At 40.5% G+C, this 23,545-nt stretch carries 18 protein-coding genes; 15 read left to right on the top strand and 3 right to left on the bottom strand.

The window, feature by feature from the left end; translation table 11 throughout:
• Positions 1-2: 2 nt before the first annotated feature.
• The 13 genes from OCV73_RS08605 (at position 3) to OCV73_RS08545 (ending at position 18,500) form a co-directional block, all read left to right on the top strand.
• Positions 3-1,715 carry a phosphodiester glycosidase family protein gene (locus OCV73_RS08605; protein WP_147551329.1) on the top strand — a complete coding sequence of 571 codons (1,713 nt, stop codon included), beginning with the start codon at positions 3-5 and terminating at the stop codon, positions 1,713-1,715.
• Positions 1,716-1,774: 59 nt separating this feature from the next.
• Positions 1,775-3,046, top strand: coding sequence for a hypothetical protein (locus OCV73_RS08600; RefSeq protein WP_147551327.1), 1,272 nt, complete (start codon positions 1,775-1,777; stop codon positions 3,044-3,046).
• 141 nt (positions 3,047-3,187) lie between these two features.
• Positions 3,188-5,494: a beta-glucosidase gene (locus tag OCV73_RS08595; protein WP_147551325.1), complete on the top strand. Its 2,307-nt coding sequence runs from the start codon at positions 3,188-3,190 to the stop codon at positions 5,492-5,494.
• 7 nt (positions 5,495-5,501) lie between these two features.
• The gene (locus OCV73_RS08590; RefSeq protein WP_147551323.1) at positions 5,502-6,611 is read left to right on the top strand and encodes an SGNH/GDSL hydrolase family protein; all 1,110 of its coding nucleotides are present in this window, start codon (positions 5,502-5,504) and stop codon (positions 6,609-6,611) included.
• A 5-nt stretch (positions 6,612-6,616) separates the two neighbouring features.
• Entirely contained in the window at positions 6,617-7,891 is a 1,275-nt protein-coding gene (locus OCV73_RS08585) for a DUF4855 domain-containing protein (protein WP_147551321.1), read from the top strand.
• A gap of 51 nt (positions 7,892-7,942) precedes the next feature.
• On the top strand, positions 7,943-9,025 hold the full coding sequence (locus OCV73_RS08580; protein ID WP_147551320.1) for a DUF4855 domain-containing protein: 1,083 nt from the start codon (positions 7,943-7,945) through the stop codon (positions 9,023-9,025).
• Entirely contained in the window at positions 9,026-10,168 is a 1,143-nt protein-coding gene (locus OCV73_RS08575) for a hypothetical protein (protein ID WP_147551318.1), read from the top strand. It abuts the gene before it with no gap.
• A 21-nt stretch (positions 10,169-10,189) separates the two neighbouring features.
• The gene (locus tag OCV73_RS08570) at positions 10,190-10,948 is read left to right on the top strand and encodes a glycerophosphodiester phosphodiesterase family protein (protein ID WP_147551316.1); all 759 of its coding nucleotides are present in this window, start codon (positions 10,190-10,192) and stop codon (positions 10,946-10,948) included.
• A gap of 202 nt (positions 10,949-11,150) precedes the next feature.
• Positions 11,151-12,563, top strand: coding sequence for an alkaline phosphatase (locus OCV73_RS08565; RefSeq protein WP_147551314.1), 1,413 nt, complete (start codon positions 11,151-11,153; stop codon positions 12,561-12,563).
• A gap of 237 nt (positions 12,564-12,800) precedes the next feature.
• Positions 12,801-14,840: a methionine--tRNA ligase gene (gene metG / locus OCV73_RS08560; RefSeq protein WP_147551312.1), complete on the top strand. Its 2,040-nt coding sequence runs from the start codon at positions 12,801-12,803 to the stop codon at positions 14,838-14,840.
• 94 nt (positions 14,841-14,934) lie between these two features.
• Positions 14,935-16,413 carry a lipopolysaccharide biosynthesis protein gene (locus OCV73_RS08555; RefSeq protein ID WP_147551311.1) on the top strand — a complete coding sequence of 493 codons (1,479 nt, stop codon included), beginning with the start codon at positions 14,935-14,937 and terminating at the stop codon, positions 16,411-16,413.
• A 3-nt stretch (positions 16,414-16,416) separates the two neighbouring features.
• Positions 16,417-17,298, top strand: a complete 882-nt coding sequence (locus tag OCV73_RS08550) for a glycosyltransferase family 2 protein (RefSeq protein ID WP_147551309.1) — start codon at positions 16,417-16,419, stop codon at positions 17,296-17,298.
• Positions 17,295-18,500, top strand: a complete 1,206-nt coding sequence (locus OCV73_RS08545) for a glycosyltransferase (protein ID WP_147551307.1) — start codon at positions 17,295-17,297, stop codon at positions 18,498-18,500. The genes OCV73_RS08550 and OCV73_RS08545 overlap by 4 nt, the downstream gene beginning before the upstream one ends.
• On the opposite strand, the gene wecB is transcribed toward OCV73_RS08545, so the two are convergent.
• Positions 18,481-19,608 (bottom strand): non-hydrolyzing UDP-N-acetylglucosamine 2-epimerase, encoded by a 1,128-nt coding sequence (wecB, locus tag OCV73_RS08540; RefSeq protein WP_147551305.1) that lies wholly within the window; start codon positions 19,606-19,608, stop codon positions 18,481-18,483. The two genes, OCV73_RS08545 and wecB, sit on opposite strands and share 20 nt — an antisense overlap.
• Before the next feature lie 14 nt (positions 19,609-19,622).
• Positions 19,623-20,825 carry a UDP-N-acetyl-D-mannosamine dehydrogenase gene (gene wecC / locus OCV73_RS08535; protein ID WP_147551303.1) on the bottom strand — a complete coding sequence of 401 codons (1,203 nt, stop codon included), beginning with the start codon at positions 20,823-20,825 and terminating at the stop codon, positions 19,623-19,625.
• 133 nt (positions 20,826-20,958) lie between these two features.
• Between wecC and OCV73_RS08530 the strand changes: the two genes are divergently transcribed.
• Complete coding sequence (locus tag OCV73_RS08530; protein ID WP_147551301.1) at positions 20,959-22,224, top strand: glycosyltransferase; 1,266 nt, start codon at positions 20,959-20,961, stop codon at positions 22,222-22,224.
• 5 nt (positions 22,225-22,229) lie between these two features.
• The gene (locus tag OCV73_RS08525) at positions 22,230-22,985 is read left to right on the top strand and encodes a glycosyltransferase family 2 protein (RefSeq protein WP_394802954.1); all 756 of its coding nucleotides are present in this window, start codon (positions 22,230-22,232) and stop codon (positions 22,983-22,985) included.
• A 5-nt stretch (positions 22,986-22,990) separates the two neighbouring features.
• Here the strand turns inward: OCV73_RS08525 and OCV73_RS08520 are convergent, their stop codons facing one another.
• Positions 22,991-23,503: an NADPH-dependent FMN reductase family protein gene (locus OCV73_RS08520; protein WP_147551299.1), complete on the bottom strand. Its 513-nt coding sequence runs from the start codon at positions 23,501-23,503 to the stop codon at positions 22,991-22,993.
• Positions 23,504-23,545 lie beyond the last annotated feature (42 nt).

The raw sequence follows: 23,545 nt of genomic DNA, 5'->3' as shown, positions 1-23,545 counted from the left end.
TCATGAAAAGCAAATATTCTTTGACATTACTTACAGTAAGCTGCATCATATTCAGTTCTTTTGCTACCACAACTTGGAAGCTCCAAAATGTAGAATACAGCGTAGATACCCTGTCACATGTGCTTATTGGTCCCGGAACTACACAGACAAGCCTGTCGCTCAACGGCCCTGTAAAATTACGCGTATTCTATACGACCACGGACCTGACCGATCCTAACGTAAATATAAAAGTAATCATGGCAAAGGACAACCTGACAAGCAATGTAACAGTACCGAATATGCCGGCTTCGCAAAATGATACGGAGAACATTTATTTCGCCGGCGTGAATGCCGATTTCATCGGAGGTATGGGACCGGTGGGAACAACATGCGTAAACGGAGAATTTTATAAGAGCTATAAAGGGACCGGATGGTATGCCATAGGTATTGACAAAGATAAACATCTATATTCCGGAGCCCCTTATACGACCTTTAAATTAGTATCTCCAAATGCGGGACAAGCTTCCATCAAAGCCATCAATGCCGTACGCAGCGATAATGAATTAATATTATATACCTCACGCAAAGGAAGCACCACCGGAACGAAAGGAACCGGAGTAGAAGTCGGCGCTGTTCCTGTAGACGGCGCCCTGAAATCGGACGGAACCACCAAAATGCGCGTAACAGTTGCTCCGGTGAAGAATAACGGAAATATGTCTATTCCGGAAAATGGATTTGTCTTATCAGGGACCGGATTTACCGCCGATATCATAGCAAAAATGAAAGCCGGAGAAGAATTCGAAGTCACTCCAACCATATATTTCGATAACGTAATAAAGACGGATATTACAGAAATGTGCGGAGGATGTCCTATGTTATTACAAAACGGTAAAATACTGGAAACACAAGGTTTACTGGATCATCTGCCCAACCGGGAGCCGCGTACGGCTGTAGGTTATAATTCGGACGGCACTCAAATAATTTTACTCGTTGTAGACGGCCGGCAACCGGGAGTATCGGTAGGTGTACCTTCGAAAGACCTGGCTGCGATCATGCATAACCTGGGATGTGTAGAGGCTTTAAATTTCGATGGAGGAGGTTCTTCCACTTTATATGTAAAAGAACTGGGTGTACGGAATATCCCCAGCGAGGGAAATCTGAGAGCCGTAAAGAACGGTCTTTTTATTACGTCTCCGGCCACCCAAGATAAAACAATAGCAAAAATCCGTTTTGCCGATTATATGAAAGTAGTTAATTACAACGATACTTATTCGCCTGTTATATACGGTTACAATGCACAAGGGCTTTTAATCGATACAAACGTAGAAGACATTATCCTTTCGTGTAGTTCGGAATTGGGAACAATCCAAGAAAACGGTACTACCGTATTGTGCAACGGAACAGGAACCCACATGCTAACTGCGTCATTAGGCGCATTGACAACAACAATTCCTGTAACTGTAAAGCATGGATCTGACGCTGTTGAACCGGTTCCGGATAATGACGTGAATCTATATCCTAATCCTGTAAAGAGTGGAGAACAAGCATATTTGTCTCTCAACTGCAACGCCGAAATCCATATCTACAATGCAAACGGACAATTGATAAACAATATAAAAAATGAAAATCAAGAAACCTTGCTCGCACTACCGACACAATCTTTAACTCCGGGTTTTTACACGGTATCGGTAACAAATAAAACGGCAAGAAAAATAATAAAACTAATAATAAAATGATTCAGGGTTTAATAATTGAATCGGAACGATTCATAATGTTTAATTTAAATTTTAATGTAATGAAAAAGCAATTACTCACTGCAGCGTTAATGCTAACCGGTATTTTCGCTTTGACTCCGTCCGCAAATGCAAAGTCGGTAATGGACTCAAATCTTACTATGGAATGGATGAACACTGACGTGGCTCCCTTGGAACTGGAAGCACGACAAGGTTTTGGTATGGGTGATAAATTCTTCCTTCAGAACAAACAAACAGGAAAAATCGAAGTTTGGGACAAAACAGGAAAAATAGACGAATTAGCGTCTGGTAAAGGGACAAACCTCACCTTCGATGATGCAGGCAACATCATTGTACGTGTCGGAGATTTTAATACCGATTATGTCAATACGAGAAACGAGATAAGAATTATCTCTGCTGACCGTTCAGTTGTAAAAGATATTCCGTTAAGCGGTATACCGAAAGGACGCCTGGATTTTTGGGGACATGTCAGGGGAAATGTACTTGACGAAACAGAAGGCGGTATATTATATATGGGTGTTGCCTGGCAACCTTTTATCTATGAAATTCCTATTATAAACGGAGAGCAAGATGTAGCCAATACTTACAACTATTCATACTTCAGCCCGTTCAAAGTTAATGGACAATTTGCTTCTACTTCAATCATATCGAGCTGGAAAGACGTAGAAGATCTGGCTATATTAAGCCCGTTATATACAGCAACCAATTGCAATTCCATTCAGAGATTGTCGCTAGATGAAGATGAGAACTGGGTACACGATTCATATTTCATAACTCCACGCCACAGCGGATGCGCCGGATTCTACATTTTCAAAATGGGAGAACAAAAATATATTGTATATCCCTCAGGAGCAAACAATGCTGACGGATTTACCATATCTAAATTAGCCACTAAAGAAACCTCCGAAAATGAAGACAGTGACGAATCGGTAAGAGTCGCTACAAAATATTCCGAACAAAAAGACGACGGCAATCCTATGTATATAAACAATGCTTACTTTGGAAATCATTTGACAGCAGAAGTGATTAGCTCCACCCAAGCCTATATTTATCAGTATTATCCCAAAGGATACTTGGCAAAATATTTATTGACTGTAAAAGGTACCGATGGAGTTGATAATCTTGCTGCGGACAATAAGGCGGTTGTTATGGGCGGCAAAGGAGAAATAATTATCGAAGGCGAAGCATCCTCGATCGAGATATATACAACAGGTGGTGTTCTTGTCAGCCGCAACAACGATAATGTCAAATGTGTTCCCGGAATATATATTGTTAAAACCGATGGTAATGTAACCAAAGTAATCGTTAAATAAAAACGATATTCGGTTCAAATATTTTTCGATAAAATATCGATAATTTCATAGAACAAATAAAAAAGAAGAGGTTGCCGAATTTTCTTCTCTGCAACCTCTTTTCCTTGATCTCATTACTCATTACAAGACAGTTTATCCATTATGAAAAAGGCCATAATCCCGATATTATACACCTTCCTCTTTTCTGTTGGCAATATCTTTGCCGATAATAACTTGCAACTTGATAATAAAAATATAAACGACATTATAAGCCGTCTCACCTTAGAGCAAAAAGCCCGGCTATTAGTAGGATCGCAAGGTTGTGATACCGGTATAAGCCATATAGTCCCGGGAGCTGCAGGATATACCTATTCCATCGATTCCCTCGGGATTTTTTCTATCAATTTGGCGGATGGCCCGGTTGGAGTAAGAATTACTCCCGAATCATCCAATAAACAATATACCACGTATTGCACTTGTTTCCCCTCTACCACGGCATTAGCTGCCACTTGGAATAAGGACATTGCATTTCTGGAAGGAAGTGCCATAGGCGATGAAGCCAACGCTTATGGTGTCGATATCATACTTACTCCTGGTATCAATATCATGCGTAATCCGCTCTGTGGCCGTAATTTTGAATATTTCTCCGAAGATCCTTACCTCTCGGGTATTATGGGATCGGCCATGATCAAAGGCATCCAGGAAAAAGGAATAGGAACCAGCCTGAAACATTTTGTAGCGAACAACCAACAAACCGGAAAACTTTATAATGATGCGCGCATCTCCCAGCGTGCATTACGGGAAATCTATCTCAAAGGATTTGAAATATGCATTAAAAACTCCGATCCATGGACCGTTATGGGTTCTTATAACAAAATTGGAGGCAAATATACTCAAGCGAATCCTGAACTGCTCAAAACTATACTTCGTGATGAATGGGGATATAAAGGACTGGTAATGACCGACTGGTACAAAAAACGGAATACAGCCGATCAGCTGAACGGAGGAACAGACCTTATGATGCCGGGGGAACAATCCCAGATAGACGAAATTATCAAAGGCGTTAAAGATGGACGCATCAGTCAAGCGATTTTAGATAATAGTGTGAAAAACTTATTGGAACTTATTCTCAAATCCGTTTCCTATAACGGCTGGAAATATAATCAGGCTCCCGATCTCCAAAAAAATGCGGAACTGGCCCGTCATATAGCTGCCGAAGGAATGGTATTATTAAAAAACGACAGTTCTTTCCTGCCTGTATCTCAAAACACCAAGATAGCACTATTCGGTGCTACAGCCTACAAGTCCATCGCCGGAGGAACGGGATCATCAAATGTAAATAAAGCGCATATAATAGACATATCGACCGGACTCGAGAATGCGGGTTATCAACTCAACGGCAGATTAAAAAGACTTTATACGAAATATGTAGAATTCCAGAACGATTTTCTGGACAAACACCCTGAATGTACGGACTGGGAAAAACTTTCATATAACGGGACTGTCATTCCTGAAATGAATCTGTCAAAAGCAGAAAGCATAATTGAGCAGGAGGCCAGAAATTCCGATATTGCCCTGATAGTCATCGGAAGGGGCTCAGGTGAAGAATCGGACAGACGGCTTGAAGGAGATTTCTATCTTGCTTCAGCAGAAAAATTCATGATTGAACAAGTAATAGACCGTTTCCATTCCCTCGGAAAGAAAGTTGCCGTAGTAATGAATGTCTGCGGGGTAATGGAAATGAACTCCTGGAAAGATAAACCGGATGCCATTTTACTGGCATGGTTCCCGGGACAGGAATGCGGGAACGCTATAGCCGATGCAATCAGTGGAAAAGTCAATCCCTCCGGGAAACTTCCTATGACTTTCCCTGTAGATTACTCTGATATTCCTTCATCCAGAAACTTCCCCATAGTAGGACAAACCAAAAGTGGAAAAGATTTCGACTATACAAATTATGAAGAGGACATCTGGATAGGTTACCGGTATTTCAATACAGCAAACGTAGATATCGCATATCCTTTCGGCTACGGATTGTCTTATACTCAATTTTCTTTCAGCCAGCCAAAAATCGAAAGAAAGAATGACAAATGGGTCGCAACCATAAAAATAACCAACTCCGGCAACACATCGGGAAAAGAGGTAGTACAATTATATATTTCCGCACCTGCATCCCCGGTCACAAAACCCAGTGCGGAACTAAAAGCCTTTGGAAAAACAAGAGAGTTGAAACCAGGAGAAAGTCAAATAATAGAACTCCAATTTACAGATTACGACTTAGCTTCATTCGACGAGAATAACTCGGCATGGTATACATCAAAAGGGAAATATATGCTCTTTTTCGGATCATCAAGCCGGGATTTCAAAGCAACTATCCCTCTCAGTATCAAAAAAGACAAATGCTGGAAAGTAAACGATGTACTAAAACCGGTGGAAAAAGTAAATATTATGACACTTTCGACAAAATAATAGTTTCATGAAACGCATCGAGATCATATTAATAATATTATTATCTGTTTTCAACGCTTCAGGAAATAAATTGCACATACCTGAAACACCCGGAAGCGATTCGCTAAAATACGTCGAAGCATCACAATTCCGTATTATCGGAAAAATATATAATGATTCCGCACCTGAATTTTCCCGTATTCCCGATTTTCTAAAATCATCTACCAGAAAAGCTGTATGGAATCTGGGACAAAATTCAGCCGGCATTGCCGTGCGTTTTCGTTCCAACTCTTCCATTATTTCGGTAAAATGGGAAAACAAATTTAATAATCACATGAATCACATGGCTCCTGTCGGAGTCAGAGGACTCGACCTTTATTGTTATACGGATGGTAAATGGAAATTTGTAAACAGTGCACAGCCCTCCGATAATAAAATAAACACATGGAAAATAATAAACGGCATGAATCCTGTCGACCGGGAATATATGCTTTATCTTCCGCTATACGATGGCGTTGCGTCGTTGCAAATCGGGATCGATCCCCTATCTTATATAGAGCAACCGGAGCTTCCGTCACCTGCCGGTAAAAAACCTGTCGTATTTTATGGAAGCAGCATCATGCAGGGCGCATGTGCATCGCGTCCCGGAATGGCTGCTACAAATATCATCGGAAGGGTTTTGGAGATAGAAACTATTAACCTGGGATTCAGTGGAAACGCTTTCATAGATTATGAAGTCGCAAAAATGATGGCGGAGGTGGATGCTTCTGCCTACATACTGGATTATGTTCCTAACGCTTCTCCCGAACAAATTGTGGAAAAGACTGAAAAATTCGTACAAATATTAAGAACCGCACATCCTGATGTCCCTTTAATATTTGTCGAGGATCCTATTTTTACTCATTCTGTTTTCGACAATAAAATAGCACGGGAGATACAGGAAAAAAATGATGCTATAAACAAGATATTTTCTTTGTTAAAGAAAAAAGGACTTAAAAATATTTACTTAGTAAAGGGAACATCTTTAACACCTGAAGACGAAGAGTTCACCGTAGATGGGATTCATTTCACGGATTGCGGATTTAAACAATATGTGAAAGTCATGTTACCTCTGTTGAAAACAATAATTAATCAATAAGAATAATGCGCATTATAAGAATTAAAAAAATATATATATCGTTCATTGCCATAATTGGTATCTGTTTTGTTCGTCCCGTTGCTGCTACTGCCGCTTATCCGACAGATGTCGTATCTGACATGGCCCTCATTTATCAGGGGGGAACCCATCGTCCGGAGTGGACGGAAGACGACCTGCGTCCCTATGTGACACACACTTTCGCAGACGGACGTACCGACTGGTTTTTCGATTCTTTTCTTTTTTTCGAATTTACCGACAACTGGCAAATAGCATTCGGATACAAATACGGTACTCGAAACGCCAGGAAAAGCGATTGGGAATGGTTACTCAACAGGATATTTGAAAAAGAGAAATCTCTCGATGCATTAAATTCGTGTATTGAACATTATAAAACAATCATCGGAGAACCGTCATTCAAACATAAAATCGTGCTTGGGGTAGTCTCCCCTATTACCGACCAAACCGATTGGGGCAGTCTTGACGGAGAGACATTAAATTTCACATCCAGAAATGATCAGATAAAAGCGGCAAAATGGTATATAGACCAACTCGTGAAACGGTTTTCCGAAGGTGCATACAACAATCTTGAACTAGTAGGCTTCTACTGGCTGGAGGAGAGTACTGCCAAGTGTGGAGATCTGCCTAAATATATAAGTGAATATATTCATCAACTAGGTAAACGATTCTATTGGATTCCATACTGGAACGCCCCAGGATTGTATGAATGGAAAGAATTGGGATTCGATATTGCTTTTTTACAACCCAACCACTTTTTTAATACGTCCGTAATTGACGCCCGTTTACGTGACGCATGCAACCTCGCAAAACAATTCGATATGGGATTGGAAATGGAGTTCGATGCCAACGTATTATATGAAAAAGAAGATTCGTATTATACCAGACTGGAGACTTATATCGACGCATTCGATAAATACGGCGTATTCGAACAATCGGCCATAGCCTATTATTCCGGTACAAAAGCAATACTCGACATGTATAATTCAGAATATATCGAGAACACTCTTATTCTCGATAAGATAGCGAATCATATACTGGAAAGACGGAAACGGCACACAGACAATGAAACAATCAATACAACAAACAATATCACCGTAATCGGCGGGTTCGGAGAGTTATACGTATCAGGAGCCGTCAAATCTATAAAAGTTTTTACTTTGAACGGGATCGCAGTCAGTGAGAATACCAGAAGAGTAAAATGTTCTCCGGGGATCTATATGGTCGTCGCAGATGGAAAAGCCCAAAAAGTAATTGTACGATAGTAATGATCTCTATACCTGAATAAAATAACGTTTAAAATAAAAACACCTAATATGAAAAAGATAGTAATGCTTATTATAGGGGGGTTGGCTGTTTTAGCACCCCTCCACAAAACAGAGGCCCGGAACTATGAAGAAAATAAATATAAAACCAACCAGATCAGGGATCTTGCCCTGATATATCAGGGAGGTACACAAAGAATCGACTGGACCCCCGATCAATTCATTCCCTACGTAACTCATCAATTTGCAGACGGAACCAAGGACTGGTTGTTCGACGGCTTTCTGTTTCTTGAATTTGCCGATGGAAAAGGCTATAATTATGCTTATGGATATGCCAGTAAACAAGCCCGCAAAACCGAATGGGAATGGCTTATCGAAAGAGTGTTTGAAAAAGGGAAAGCCTTGGACGCACTGGATCAATGTATAGAAAATGAAAAGAAGAATATCGGTAAACCGAATTTTAAACATAAAATAGTTTTAGGACTTGCTATTCCTCTACCTAAACAAAAAGACTGGGGAGCCATAGACGGAGATTCGCTCGATTTCAATCTTCAGGCAGATCAAATAAAAGCAGCAAAATGGTATATAGACCAATTAATGTACCGTTTCAAAAAGGCTGAATTCAAGAATCTGGAACTTACCGGTTTTTACTGGGTAGATGAGGATATTGCAACCTGCAAGGACCTTTCTAAATACGTAAGTCAATACATTCATTCTCAAAAAAAAGAACTCGTCTGGATACCGTATTGGAAAGCCAAGGGATATGAACAATGGAAAGAATTAGGCTTCGACATTGCATATCAGCAACCCAACCATTTCTTCACAAAGACTATTCCCGATTCACGCCTGGACGAGGCTTGCGAACTCGCCCGGAAAAACGGAATGGCGATGGAATTCGAATGTGACAGCCACGCGCTCTATGATTCGGAAGATTCTTCTTATGACCGGATGCTGGCTTATATAAAGGCATTCGAAAGGCATGAAGTATTCCAGACTTCGGCTATTGCTTACTATACCGGAAGTAAAGGATTTATAGACATGTACAAATCGACCTCGCCGGAAGATAAGAAAATAATGGACCGCCTGGCACGTCATATAATTTCCCGTAGGAACATCAAAACGTTGACAAAATAAATGAACCGGATTATATATATGCTGTTTATATTTCTTCCCCTGCTGGCCTATTCTCAGGAAAACTCAAGTACAGTAAGGAAGATTGGAGAAAATATACATATATCTTCCAGAATAGACGAGCATCATGAAATCAACTACTGGTTCAAAAAATGTATGGCTAACGATCTGTTTACGTTCTACCGTGTTTCTATTCTTTCCGATTCGGTAAATATTATCATTGCCAATGAGGCTCACTACAGCGACAATATCGGCCCTTTTTACATTAAGGACGGAGGATGGTGCGGAGGCAACCATCTGTTTACGGATGAACAGACAAAAACAGCAGAAACTTTTTCGGTAAAACTATATGCCGATGACCACCGTATCACTTCCGACACTATGCTGGTAGCACAAAAAATTGAATTTGAAGTAAAAAATCATATTTTTAATCCTGTAAGCGCAAAGACACAAAAAGGAATAGTATCATTTACCGATACATTATGTATTGAAAATGTAATTTACACGATAATCGGCAACAGCATACAGGTAGACTTGTCACACGATTATATCAACAAAATGCCGGTCAAAATATTAAAATATTACGGGATGCAATCTATGTTCAATGACGAAAGGTATCTTCTTACTCCTTCCGGCAAATACCCACACTGGACAGAGATAAATAATGTAGACAGATTTAAAAAGAAAGATTTTCCGCGATTCAACAGGTATATTGAAAAAAGCGACTCGTGTTTTCAGGCCTCTTTTCTTCTTAACCGGGGCCTGGGAGCGCATAACGAACTTTCGGGAGATGACATCATTTTCATAGGCAACTCATGGACAAAATGCTATCATAAGCTTATAGGTAATACATACCGGTTTATGGGGAATCACGATTCATGGAGCGGCGTTTATACCTGGTTCACAAAAGCCCGGCTCGATACCAGGCACGCATTTGCTTATGACGGATTTATCGATGGTAAAAAGGTTATTTTTTTCAGTAATAATGCAAACGGTAATTTCAGTATTTCTATCCCTGAAAATTCCAAAAATAAAAAAATGAATATTATCGAAAATACTTCGGGGACAAAATTCAGAATAATGAACGACTCTATTTATTTCCATTGTCGTTTTCCGGGAAGTACGATTATTACATTTGACAAATAACTCAAAACATTAAATAAACACATGAAAAGAGAATTATTATTCATTTTTTTGACAGGATATCTTATGACAGGCATTGCAGAAGCTAAGGTAAAAGTGGTCGCACACCGGGGATACTGGAATGTCGAAGGTTCGGCTCAAAACTCCATCAAGTCTCTGGAAATGGCAGATTCGATTAAATGTGATGCCACTGAATTTGATGTATGGCTGACAGCCGATAAAAAATTGGTGGTAAACCACGATGACAAAATAAACGGCTATCTTATAGAAACCTGCTCATCCGACACCATACTTCATCAAAAGCTAAAAAACGGAGAGTTCTTACCTTCATTAGCTCAATATCTCGATGCGGCAAAACACCTTACCATAGATTTGGTTCTGGAAATAAAACCTCATAGAAACAGAGAACACGAGAAAGAAGCGGTAAAAATGATACTCGATATGGTAAAGGAAAAAGATCTGGAAAAAAGAATATCTTATATTACATTTTCCAGAAATGCTTTTGACGAACTGGTAAAACAAACCAAATGCCCTATTCTCTATTTAAATGGTGTTTCTCCCGAAGTACTAAAAAGCATCGGAGGTACGGGAGCCGACTACCATATCAATGTATTCAAGAAAAACCCCGGCTGGATCCGGCAATTACATGATCTGGGTCTCAAAGTCAATATTTGGACCGTAAACGATCCCGAAGAAATTCAGTGGTGCATTGATAATGGAGCCGATTATATTACTACGAACGATCCTGAACTCGTACAAAAAATGATTCGACAAAAATTCTAAAGATTGAATTGTAGAAACAAGATTTTATTCAGAATTATATTTAGGTAAAATCGAATTTCATAGTACCTTTGTAATCGTAAACCTGGCTGGAGTTATATAAAACATTGGCAAACCGTTATATACCTGTGTTATATCAAATCAGATATAGCTCCTGCATTTTTGTCATTCATTATCAGGAATCATAATAACACTAAAAAACATTATGAGAAAATTATTCCGGGCGATCTTATTACTTTTTGTAATATTTGCGATTTCTCCTACATCGGAAGCCGCATCGCCAAAATACATTTTTTATTTTATCGGCGACGGAATGGGATTCGGCCACGTACAAACAACCGAATATTTTTGCCGTTTCGGGCAAAACGCCGAAACTCCCGATTCACTCATCTTCCTTACATTCCCCGTATCCTCCTCTTTACAGACTTACTCTGCAAATAATCTCATGACTTGTTCCTCCGCAGCCGGAACCGCCCTGGCTTGCGGAACAAAAACAAATAACACATTTCTGGGAGTCGGCCCTGAAGGGGAACACTTGACATCCATCGCGGAACAACTCAGAGACAAAGGCATGAAAATAGGGATAATTACAACGGTTGCCCCCGATGATGCCACCCCCGGAGCTTTCTATGCGCACCAGCCCAGCCGGAAATTATTCTACCAGATAGGAAAAGATGCGGCCGAAAGTAATTTTGATTTCATCGGAGGGGCGGGGCTCAGAGAACCGAATAATAAAAATAACCCGTCGGATATAAATCTTTTCACTTACTTCGCGGACAAAGGCTATACCCTCTGCCGGGGGATAGATGGCTATGAACAATCCGGTAAAAATGCGGATAAAATATTACTGCTTCAGGCAGACAGTTCCAAAACTTCTTCATTGGGTTATACCATGGATCAGGAAGAAAACAGTCTCACTCTCCCTTTCATGACAAAAGCCGCCATCGGGCATTTAAGCAAGAACGCCAAAAAAGGTTTCTTCCTGATGGCAGAAGGGGGACTTATCGACCATGCCGCACACATAAATGATGCAGGATGTATGGTACAGGAAATCTTGTCCTTCAATGAAAGCCTGAAAGCCGCTTACGAATTTTACAAAAAACATCCGAAAGAGACATTAATCATCGTTACTGCCGATCATGAAACAGGAGGTTTGGCTCTGGGAACTGTAGACGGGAACAATATGCAACATCTGGACTATATCAACTACCAGAAAATATCCAAAGATAAACTGGCAAAAATCATAAAAAACATATTGAAAGAAAACAAAAAAAATTCTTGGAACGAAATGAAAGAATTCTTGAAAAAGAACTTCGGATTATGGGATAAAATACCCGTGAATACAGGGGAAGAAGGAGATCTTATGAAATATTTCCAGGTTACGTTCCTTTCAAAAACAGGAATAGAGACCCAAACTCTTTATGCTCATACCGACCAGTTTACAGAAGCAGTTTTCAAACTCATTAATAAAAAAGCCGGTATAGGATGGACTACCTTTTCACATACGGGAAATCCTGTTCCTTTTTATGCAATAGGCGTGGGAGCCGAAAATTTCAGTAAACCGATGAATAACAAAGATATTCCGGCTATACTTAGAAAATTATCGGGAATAAAATAGATTTAAATAATCAACTATTTTAAACAGCGGGAACGAATCATCTGTCACAAATTCGACTCCCGCTTTTCTATATTTTCCAAAATAATGAGACTTCAGGAACCTGATTATTCCTGTATATAGCCGCGTCGCCATATATGTACGCATACACGTTTTACAGCCAGAGACATACCTGTTTCACAATAAAATAGTATATTTGCATCTTGATTTACAAGATTAACAATAAACGATAATATATTGATGGAAAAGAATTTCAAACGAACTCTGGTAACTACTGCGCTTCCTTATGCTAATGGCCCCGTACACATAGGGCATCTGGCAGGAGTATATGTACCTGCCGATATCTATACCCGTTACCTCCGTCTAAAAGGCGAAGACGTGGTCATGATAGGCGGATCGGACGAACACGGCGTACCCATTACTTTAAAAGCGAAAGCAGAAGGTATCACGCCCCAGGATGTTGTAGACCGCTACCACAATATTATCAAGAAGTCATTCGAAGATTTCGGTATTTCTTTCGATATATACTCCCGGACTTCTTCTGAGATACACAGTAAAACGGCATCGGACTTCTTCCGTAAACTATATGATAAAGGCGAATTCATCGAAAAAACCACTCTACAATATTATGACGAAGAAGCAAAACAATTCCTGGCAGACCGCTATATTACAGGAACTTGTCCCCATTGTAAGAACGAAAGAGCTTACGGAGACCAATGTGAAGCTTGCGGAACCTCCCTTAATGCGACGGATCTTATTAACCCTAAATCTGCAATAAGCGGTAGTGAACCTGTACTGAAAGAAACCAGGCACTGGTATCTTCCTCTTGACAAATGGGAACCTTTTTTGCGCCAGTGGATACTGGAAGAACATAAAGAGTGGAGACCTAATGTTTACGGACAATGTAAATCCTGGCTGGATATGGGACTTCAGCCCCGTGCGGTAAGCCGAGATCTAGACTGGGGTGTGCCGGTTCCGGTAGAAGGAGCAGAAGGGAAAGTCCTGTATGTATGGTTCGATGCACCTATCGGATACATTTCCAATACAAAAGAACTATTACCAGATACATGGGAACTTTATTGGAAAGATAAAGATACCAAATTAGTCCATTTCATCGGAAAAGATAATATCGTATTCCATTGCATCGTATTCCCCGCCATGCTTAAAGCAGAAGGCAGTTACATTCTTCCCGAGAATGTTCCTTCCAATGAATTTCTGAATCTGGAAGGGGACAAAATTTCCACTTCGAGAAACTGGGCGGTATGGTTGCATGAGTATTTAGCCGACTTCCCCGGAAAACAAGATGTTTTGCGTTATGTACTGACAGCTAACGCTCCTGAAACAAAAGATAACGATTTTACCTGGAAAGATTTTCAGGCGCGCAATAATAATGAATTGGTCGCCATACTCGGTAATTTCATCAACCGCGCATTAGTGCTTACACACAAATATTTTGAAGGAAAAGTACCTGCTTGCCGAGAATTGACTGAATATGACGAAGAAACGCTGAAAGAATTTACCGGAGTAAAAGCCGAAATGGAAAATTATCTGGAGCATTACCGTTTCCGCGACGCTTTGAAAGAGGCTATGAACCTGGCCCGCATCGGTAATAAATACCTGGCCGATACAGAACCGTGGAAATTGGCAAAAACCGACATGGCAAGAGTAGGCACAATTTTAAACTTATCGCTGCAGATATCGGCCAACCTCGCCATTGCTTTCGAGCCGTTCCTTCCCTTCTCTGCTGCTAAACTGCGCTCTTTACTGGGAATGAACCACTGTAACTGGAATATTTTGGGAAGCACCGACATACTGCCCGTCGGCCTGCAATTAAAAGAACCGGAACTCCTGTTCGAAAAAATAGAGGACAGTGCTGTCGAAGCGCAGATACAGAAATTACAGGAAACAAAAAAAGCCAACGAAATAAAAAATCACCAGACAACTCCCGTAAAAGAGAACGTCGAATTTGACGATTTTTTAAAACTGGATATCCGGGTAGGAAAAGTTCTGGAATGCCAAAAAGTACCTAAAGCCGACAAATTACTCCAGTTCAAGATTGACGACGGTCTTGGCGGACGCACTATAGTATCGGGTATAGCAAAACATTATACGCCGGAAGAACTGATTGGCAAAGAAGTATGTTTTGTAGCGAACCTGGCGCCCCGGAAACTTAAAGGTATAGAATCTCAAGGTATGATATTATCGGCAGAAGATGCTGGCGGGAAACTAATTGTCATACAACCTGCTGCAGATGTGACTCCCGGTTCGGAAGTAAAATAGTCATACCTCCATTATAATATCCCTTTCGTATAAAATACGAAAGGGATATTCAAAATAAAACAGTCTTCCAATATTCTTATCGGTTTACTTTTATATGAACGATAATGACGATAATTTAAAAGGGAAAACACAGAAAGCGCTGGCATGGAGCTTCGCCGATAAATTCGGGCAACAATTGCTCTATTTTATTTCGGGAGTTATCCTTGCCCGGATTCTGAATGCGGAAGATTACGGAAAGACCGGCGTATTAGCCATATTCATCGCACTGGCAGGAATCCTTATCGACAGCGGTTTTGCATCTGCACTGATCCGCAAGAAAAATGCGACACAGGCCGATTACAGCACTATTTTTTATTTCAACTTGGGATTCAGTCTGGTTCTATATGCCATTCTGTTTTTTTCGGCACCTTATATTGCCATTTTTTTCGGGCTACCCGACCTTACACTGATATGCCGCATTTTTTTTCTCACATTGCTTTTCAACGCTACGGCTCTTATACAACAGACTTTGCTTTTCAAAAATATTTGTTTCACACAATGCGCCAAGGTCAATATATTTTCTCTTGCTATATCTTCGGTCATTGCAATCATTTTAGCCTACTCGGGTCTCGGTGTTTGGGCTTTGGTTGCTCAAACAGTGGGTCTCGCTTTTTTCAGGGCTCTTTTCTTTTGGTCTTATGGCAGCTGGAGACCTACTTATGAGTTCCGCACGGCTTCCATAAAAGAATTTTTCGGTTATAGTTCGAATCTTATCGCAACGGGCATATTGAACAATGTATTTAATTACATCTATCCTATTATCATTGGAAAATTTTATGGAATATCCAATGCCGGATATTATACGCAAGCCAATAAATATCAGGATATAGCTTCTTCTTTCATAGGAAACGTTTTTCGCAGCGTCGGATTTCCTGTATTATCTTCGATACAGGAAGACAAAGTCCGTCTCAAACGAGTATTTCGCAAATACATACGAGCTATGGCTTTTTTCATTTTTCCCGTCATGTCGCTCATGATCGTAGTATCTCATCCTTTAATTCTTATCCTGTTAAAAGAGCAATGGCTGCCTTCGGTTCCCTACTTCCGCATCCTCTGTATATCGGGAGCTTTTGCACCATTCATTATTTTGTTTTACGACTTGTTCAACAGCATTGGCCGTCCGGGACTGAATCTGCATATGGAAATATGGAAGAAGGCTTTTTTATTAGCCGGAATTGTCTTACTCTATTCTTACGGGATTATTTCCCTTATTTGGTTATGGGTATGCTATACCCTGCTTTCTCTGACTGCAACTGTCATCCTCGGTCATATTTATACCGGATATCATTTTAAAGAATTTTTGAAAGATGTTTCTCCTTATCTGGTTCTGGCATTATTTTGTACAGTTATATGCGCATTCTTATATTCTTTACTCCCTACGGAAGTACTTCGGTTATTGGTGGTTCCTCCCATATATATCATTATTTATCTGGGAATTTCTAAAATACTGAGAATGGAAATGATCAATGAGTTCTTACAAATGATAAAAAAGGAGAAAACTAATTTACCTAAAAACAATGAGCCTCTGGATTGATATATGAAAAAAGTATTGGTTATCATCGTATCTTATAATTTCGAACATTGGATAGAACGTTGCCTGGGAAGTTTGAGGAAATCGTCTTATCATGTGTCGGTCATGGTTATAGATAACTGTTCCAAAGACCGTACTACCGAAATCATAGAACAACACTATCCTGAGGTACGGCTCATAAAGAATAAACAAAACTTAGGTTTCGGGCAGGCTAATAACATCGGGATAAACATATCCCTACAGGAAGACTATGACGCTGTATTTTTGCTCAACCAAGACGCATGGATCGATAAAGAGACTATCGGAACATTATTAAAAACCCATCAAAAAAATCCGGACTACGGCATTTTATCTCCAGTGCATCTCAATGGAAAAGGAGACAAACCCGATCATGGATTTAGCACTTATACGGGTATAAAAGAATTATACCAATTATCCGGGAGAAACGAACCTGTAGAATCCGGTTACATCAACGCTGCATTTTGGCTGATCCCGGCAAAAGTTTTACGGGAGATCGGAGGTTTTTCTCCCCTATTCTATCATTACGGAGAAGATACCGATTACATAAACCGAATAAAATATCATGGTTATAAAATCGGTTATGTACCCTCTGTTTTCGGTTATCACGACCGGGAATTCAGAACGGCGGACCATAACACGTTTTTGCGATCCGAAAAAGTCTTTTTACTATCCGAATACGCCAATATAAATTATTCGTTCCCGCAAGCTTTCGGTTACGGGGTTCTGGCCGCAATAAAAAAAGCTGGAAAAGCTTTAGCACATAAAAAAATAAAAGATTCTGTCGTATTCATGCAAATTACATCGGATATACTGTTACGTACACCGGAAGTCGTCAGAACCAGAAAAATCAATAAAAAGAAATCATGAAGGTCTTATACACATTCGGCGGCATTTCACATTATCTGGACGCATTACTTAACAAACAGCAGGAAAAGGGAGCCGGAATAGTAACCGTTATTCCCGAGAAAGGAAATGCAACAATAGGTAAGGGAGTTCATATGGTAGAAGGCGGGCGTTACAAACGCGTATATGCAGCGGAAAAAAACATGTTTTATGGAAAGTGCGCATTCCCTGCTTTACCGCAAATCGTATCGGATGAAAAGCCGGATATCGTTGTCATGGGTTGGCCTTATTTCCTTCAATTTTTTTTCCAGCCAAAATTAAGAAAAGCGATTAAAAAATCGGGGGCTAAACTGGTAATCCGGGAAATTCCGTTCCAAACTCCTCCTTACGGAAGGATACGGCCTTACTTCGAGGAACATGCGATGTATGACGAAAATATGAATTTGCTGAGCAAAGGAGCAGGATTCTATATACGGCAATATATAACGATGCATATCCGCCGGTATTGTTATGCACGGGCGGCGGGAACATTGAACTATTCGTCCGTTGCCTATGACATATTACCTTCTTACGGCGTAAAAAAAGAGAATATTCACGTCACCTATAATGCTACCGACACGGAAGCTTTACTTAAAGAAAGAGATCATGTACGATCCGGTAAACCTTTATTGCCTGTATGCAACAAACGTATATTGCATATAGGACGATTGGTGAAGTGGAAGCGGGTTGACCTGTTAATAGATGCTTTTAAAAAGATCGTACCGGAATTTCCCGATGCCGAATTAGTCATCGTAGGAGACGGCCCTGAACTGGACAACCTGAAACGTCAGGCGGAAGAAAGTGGTTTCGGGGAACAGATACGTTTTACAGGAAGTATTTATAAACCTCAGGAACTGGGAGCTTATATGAACGAATCTACTTTATATGTATTGGCCGGAATGGGTGGTCTGTCCATTAACGATGCCATGACATACGGTATGCCGGTGATATGTTCTGTATGCGACAGTACAGAAAAAGATCTGGTCACGGATGGCCGGAACGGTTTCTTTTTCAAAGAAGGAGACGCTGATAGTCTGGCTGAAAAGATCAAAACGATTTTTGCCTCACCGGAATTGCGCGCGGATATGCAAAAAGAATCGGAACGCATTATACGGGAAAAAATAAATCTGGAAAGCGTCTCCGACCGTTTTCTGGAAGCATTTACCACTATTTTAAAGCAGCAATAATCCTTTCACAGGCATGCCCGTCACCATAAGGATTATGTGTCTCGGACATTCTTTTATATAACTCAGGATCATCAAGCAGTTCTTTCACGCTTTTCACAATGGTTATACTATCCGTACCTACCAGTTTCACCGTACCGGCTTCGACCGCCTCGGGACGTTCGGTCGTGTTACGCATAACGAGGACTGGTTTACCCAAAGATGGGGCTTCTTCCTGTACCCCGCCGCTATCCGTCAACAAAAGAAGACTATTCTGCATAGCATAAATAAACGGTAAATAATCAAGAGGAGAAATAAGATAAACATTATCTAACCCGGAAAGAAGCTCATAAACAGGTTTCTGAACATTCGGATTAAGATGTACCGGATATACAATGTCCATTTCCGGATATTCTGCAGCAATTTCCCGGATGGCCTGACAAATATGCAGGAATCCTTCTCCGAAATTCTCCCTGCGATGTCCTGTAACCAGAATATATTTTCTCTCTCCGACAGTATAACCTTTGCGGCATACCTCTTCGTGTAAGCTTTCCTTTATCCCCGGTTTTCCCGAAATAATACTGACAGCCATAAGCAATGCATCGATAACAGTATTCCCGGTAACGAATATTTTGTCAGCATCGATATTCTCATGCAATAAATTGTCTTTCGATTTTTGAGTCGGAGCAAAATAATAAGTACATACACGGTCCGTTACCTGCCGGTTCATCTCTTCGGGCCACGGCGAGTATAAATCGAATGTCCGCAAACCCGCTTCCACATGTCCTACGCTTATCTGCTGATAAAAAGCTGCCAAAGACGCCGCCATAGATGTTGTAGTATCTCCATGTACCAAAACCACATCAGGACAAAAGTCCTTCAGAACCTGACGTAAACCCAGCAAAACTTTAGAAGTGATGTCATATAAATCCTGATTGGGAGCCATAATATCCAAATCATAATCAGGTACAATTTCAAACATCTCCAGAACCTGGTCCAACATTTGCCGGTGCTGTGCAGTTACACACACCTTCGTCTCAAAAAAGTCTGTCTCACGCTGTAGAAGCTTCACCAACGGAGCCATCTTTATCGCCTCAGGCCGTGTACCGAAAACCAATAATATTTTTTTCATAGATTATCCAGATTTCATTTTCTTACTCCACAAAAATCCAGTTCCAGTTTATTCTCTTCTCTTGGTAACTCGACAAAAGGGGTATGACGCACTAGCCACACTACTATATCGGCTTTACGGTATGCCTCCCGATAATCGGTCAGATTGAAACTGGCATGTGCACGGATATTGGGTTCCACAACCAGAACATCTGCCCTGGACTCGGAAATAATACGTGATGCTATATATTTAGCAGGAGATTCACGAAGATCGTCAATATTAGGCTTAAAAGCCAGTCCCATACAGGCGACTACAGGTTCTCTTTCATTTTCTTCCACGAATTTACGGCATGCATCCATAACCTTATTCGCACACCAGTCCGCCTTATAATCATTGGTTTCACGGGCACGTTTTATCAACTGTGCCTGTTCGGGATAATCCGAAACGATAAACCAGGGATCTACAGCGATACAATGCCCTCCTACACCGCAACCGGGTTGTAGTATATTTACCCTCGGATGTTTATTGGCCAGGTCTATAAGTTCCCACACATTAACTCCTGCCTTGTCGCATATCATGGAAAGTTCGTTTGCAAAAGCGATCTGGGAATCCCGAGACGAATTTTCCGTCAATTTACACATCTCTGCCGTTCTGGCATTCGTACGATGTAACTTACCTTTTACGAATACCGAATAAAATTCTATGGCTTTATCGGTAGAAGCTTTATCTATACCTCCGATAACCCGATCGTTATGAACAAGTTCATAAAGGGTATTTCCCGGCAAAACTCGCTCCGGACAATAAGCTATAAATATTTTTCCTTTTAGCTCAGGACGTTCTTTATAAATAATACCGGCCATTTTTTCGGTCGTAAAAACCGGTGATGTCGATTCTATCACGAATAAATCTCCGTCTTTAAGATACGGGATAACCGAACGCGTCGCAGATTCCACATAAGTGATATCCGCCCGGTGATTTTGTTTGAACGGGGTAGGAACAACAATAAAAAAAGCGTCTGCCGGTTCGGGCTTACATACCGCGCGTAAATTACCCGTACGAACGACCTCTTTCACTATTTCATCCAAATCGGGTTCCACGATATGTATTTTTCCCTGATTTATCGTTTCCACAACGGCAGGATTCACATCGACACCTACTACCTGATAGCCATGCCGGGCCGCTACCGCCGCAGTAGGTAAGCCGATATATCCTAAACCTAAGAATACGACCTTTTTCATGTGCATATTTATTTTAATATATAGCTTGACAAAAATACAAATAATCCCCGACAATAGAAGTATTCTCGCCGAAAACAGCTATTTTTACAAAAACATTCCTATGAACAAAAGCAATTAGTATTCCTGGTTTGTCATGAAAGTTACATTTGTTAATACATCCGATTGCAAGGGAGGAGCGGCCATCGCTTGTAAAAGGCTGATGAACGCGCTGAACAAAAACAACATAGATGTAAATATGGTGGTAGCTTCAGCTTGCGGACAATCACCTCATATCATCGATTGCAATGCTGGAAAATTTAAAAAGATTCTGTATCGTTGGAAATTTTTATGGGAAAGGCTCGTCATATTTTTCAATAACAGTTTTTCCCGCAAAAGACTATTCGATGTATCTACGGCGGAGACAGGAACAAATATTTCTACGATAAAAGAAATACAGGAAGCCGACATTATACATCTGCACTGGATAAATCAGGGAATGCTTTCTCTTCATGATATAAAAAAGATACTGAACTGCGGTAAACCTATCGTATGGACCATGCACGACATGTGGCCTATTACCGGTATTTGTCATTACGCTTGGGACTGCTCCCATTATGAGACCGGATGCGGTTCTTGCCCGCAACTATCCTCCTACAACAAAAAGGACTTATCGTACCGGACCGGAGTGAAAAAAGAATCACTTTTCCGGAATATCCATTTTGTTGCTGTCAGTTCCTGGCTGAAAAATTGCGCAGACAAAAGCTATATAGGACGTAACAATACATGCACGGTCATTCCCAATGTAATAGATACGGGGATTTTCTTTCCCCGGGATAAGGAAGCTTCAAGAAATAAATTTGCTTTCCTTCCCACAGACCGTATTCTGGTTTTCGGTGCGGCAAAACTGAATAGTCCCATCAAAGGATTCGACTTGTTAAAAAAAGCCCTGGAAAAGCCGGAAATACAGCATACATTCGGCAAAAATATCTTGCTTGTCCTTTTCGGAGATATAAAAAACGACCCGGATTTTCTGAAAAACGTTCCCTGCCGATATATGCATTTGGGAATCATAAACGATACCGAGACCCTTGCAGAACTTTATACAGCAGCAGACATGACAGTATCGGCCGCCCATTATGAAACTTTCGGACAAACTCTGATCGAATCGATGGCATGCGGGACTCCTGTAGTTTCATTCAACAGTGGCGGGCAACAGGATATAATTCTTCACAAAAAGACAGGATATCTGGCTGCTTATCCTTCCACCGAAGACTTGTCTCAAGGTATTTTTTGGGTATTAAAAAACACACCTAATAATGAAATGGAACAATCCTGTATTGAAAGAGTAAACACTCTGTATTCGTCTTCAGCGGTAGCATCCCGCTACATTCAATTCTACAAACAGATTCTTTCCCGATAACAAATATGGCAATGCACCCTTTATTTTCTATCATTACAATCACATTCAATGCCGGTCTCACATTAAGACCGACACTGGAAAGTGTATCCAAACAGACTTTTAATGATTTTGAATATATTATTGTCGATGGAGCATCGACCGATAATACACTGAATATCGTATCGGATTACAGGCACATCATAACCCATACGATAAGCGAAAAAGATAAAGGATTATACGATGCCATGAACAAAGGATTAAGAAACGCTTCGGGTGAATATCTGATATTCCTGAATGCAGGAGATTCCTTTTACAATGAAGACACGTTGAAAATCATTGCCGAATATATAAATATAAGTAACAATCCGGATATTCTATACGGAGAAACGGCGTTAGTAAATTCAAAACGGAACTTTATAAGTATGAGACGGCTAAAAGCACCTGAAAAGCTATCCTGGAAAAGCTTTCGCAAAGGCATGCTGGTATGTCACCAAGCCTTCATAGCCCGGCGGACAATTGCACCGGAATATGACCTGACATACCGTTTTTCGTCAGACTTCGACTGGTGTATTCGATGCATGAGGCAAGCAAAAATCATAACAAATACACATACGATTCTTATTAATTATTTAAATGAAGGTGTGACAACCAAAAACAGAAAACTATCGTTAAAAGAACGTTACCGCATCATGGTCAAATACTACGGGAGTATCCCGGTTGTATTATGGCATTTATGGTTTGCCGCAAGATTCTTCACAGCCCGTCTGACAGGAAAAGAATAATGCCGTTATTTTTTACGGACAGACCCGAATAGGGGTTGAGAATTCGGATTGTTATTCATTATATCGGTCCATGCTTGCACCCGGGAGTCTGTCGCTTTCCCATCAATAGCTTCGTCAAAAGCCAAGCCTACATATTCGTTTCCTTCCGCTACGATAGGCGCACCCGCCTTATAATCTTCAACGGGCATCGCTCCGATAAAATGGGCTCCCGAATTTTTCAAGAAATCATGAAAACGTCCAGTAAGTGAACAAAACATCTCCATTCCGGCTTTACGGGCACAATGTCCAAACAAACCAACGGTTTTATCTTTCAGATCTACCCCAGACAATAATTTAATAGCTTCTTCCGTATTGCCATTAGCAGACAAGCCCAGCAAAATCGTATCATAATCTTTTATTTTTACCGGAGTGAGAGACGAAATCGGACGAACGCTTTCTTTCCCTACCTGCAATTGTGATGCTACCATTTTGGCTAATTCTTCGGTAATTCCATCATAAATTATAACTATCTTTTTCATACTTTCTTTTTTATAACATAAATCCATATTACCAAATAACAA

Source organism: Barnesiella propionica (genome assembly GCF_025567045.1).
In the GTDB taxonomy this organism is placed as follows: domain Bacteria; phylum Bacteroidota; class Bacteroidia; order Bacteroidales; family Barnesiellaceae; genus Barnesiella_B; species Barnesiella_B propionica.
Note: the sequence above shows the minus strand (reverse complement) of the source record. Positions and strands in the feature narration are given on the sequence as shown.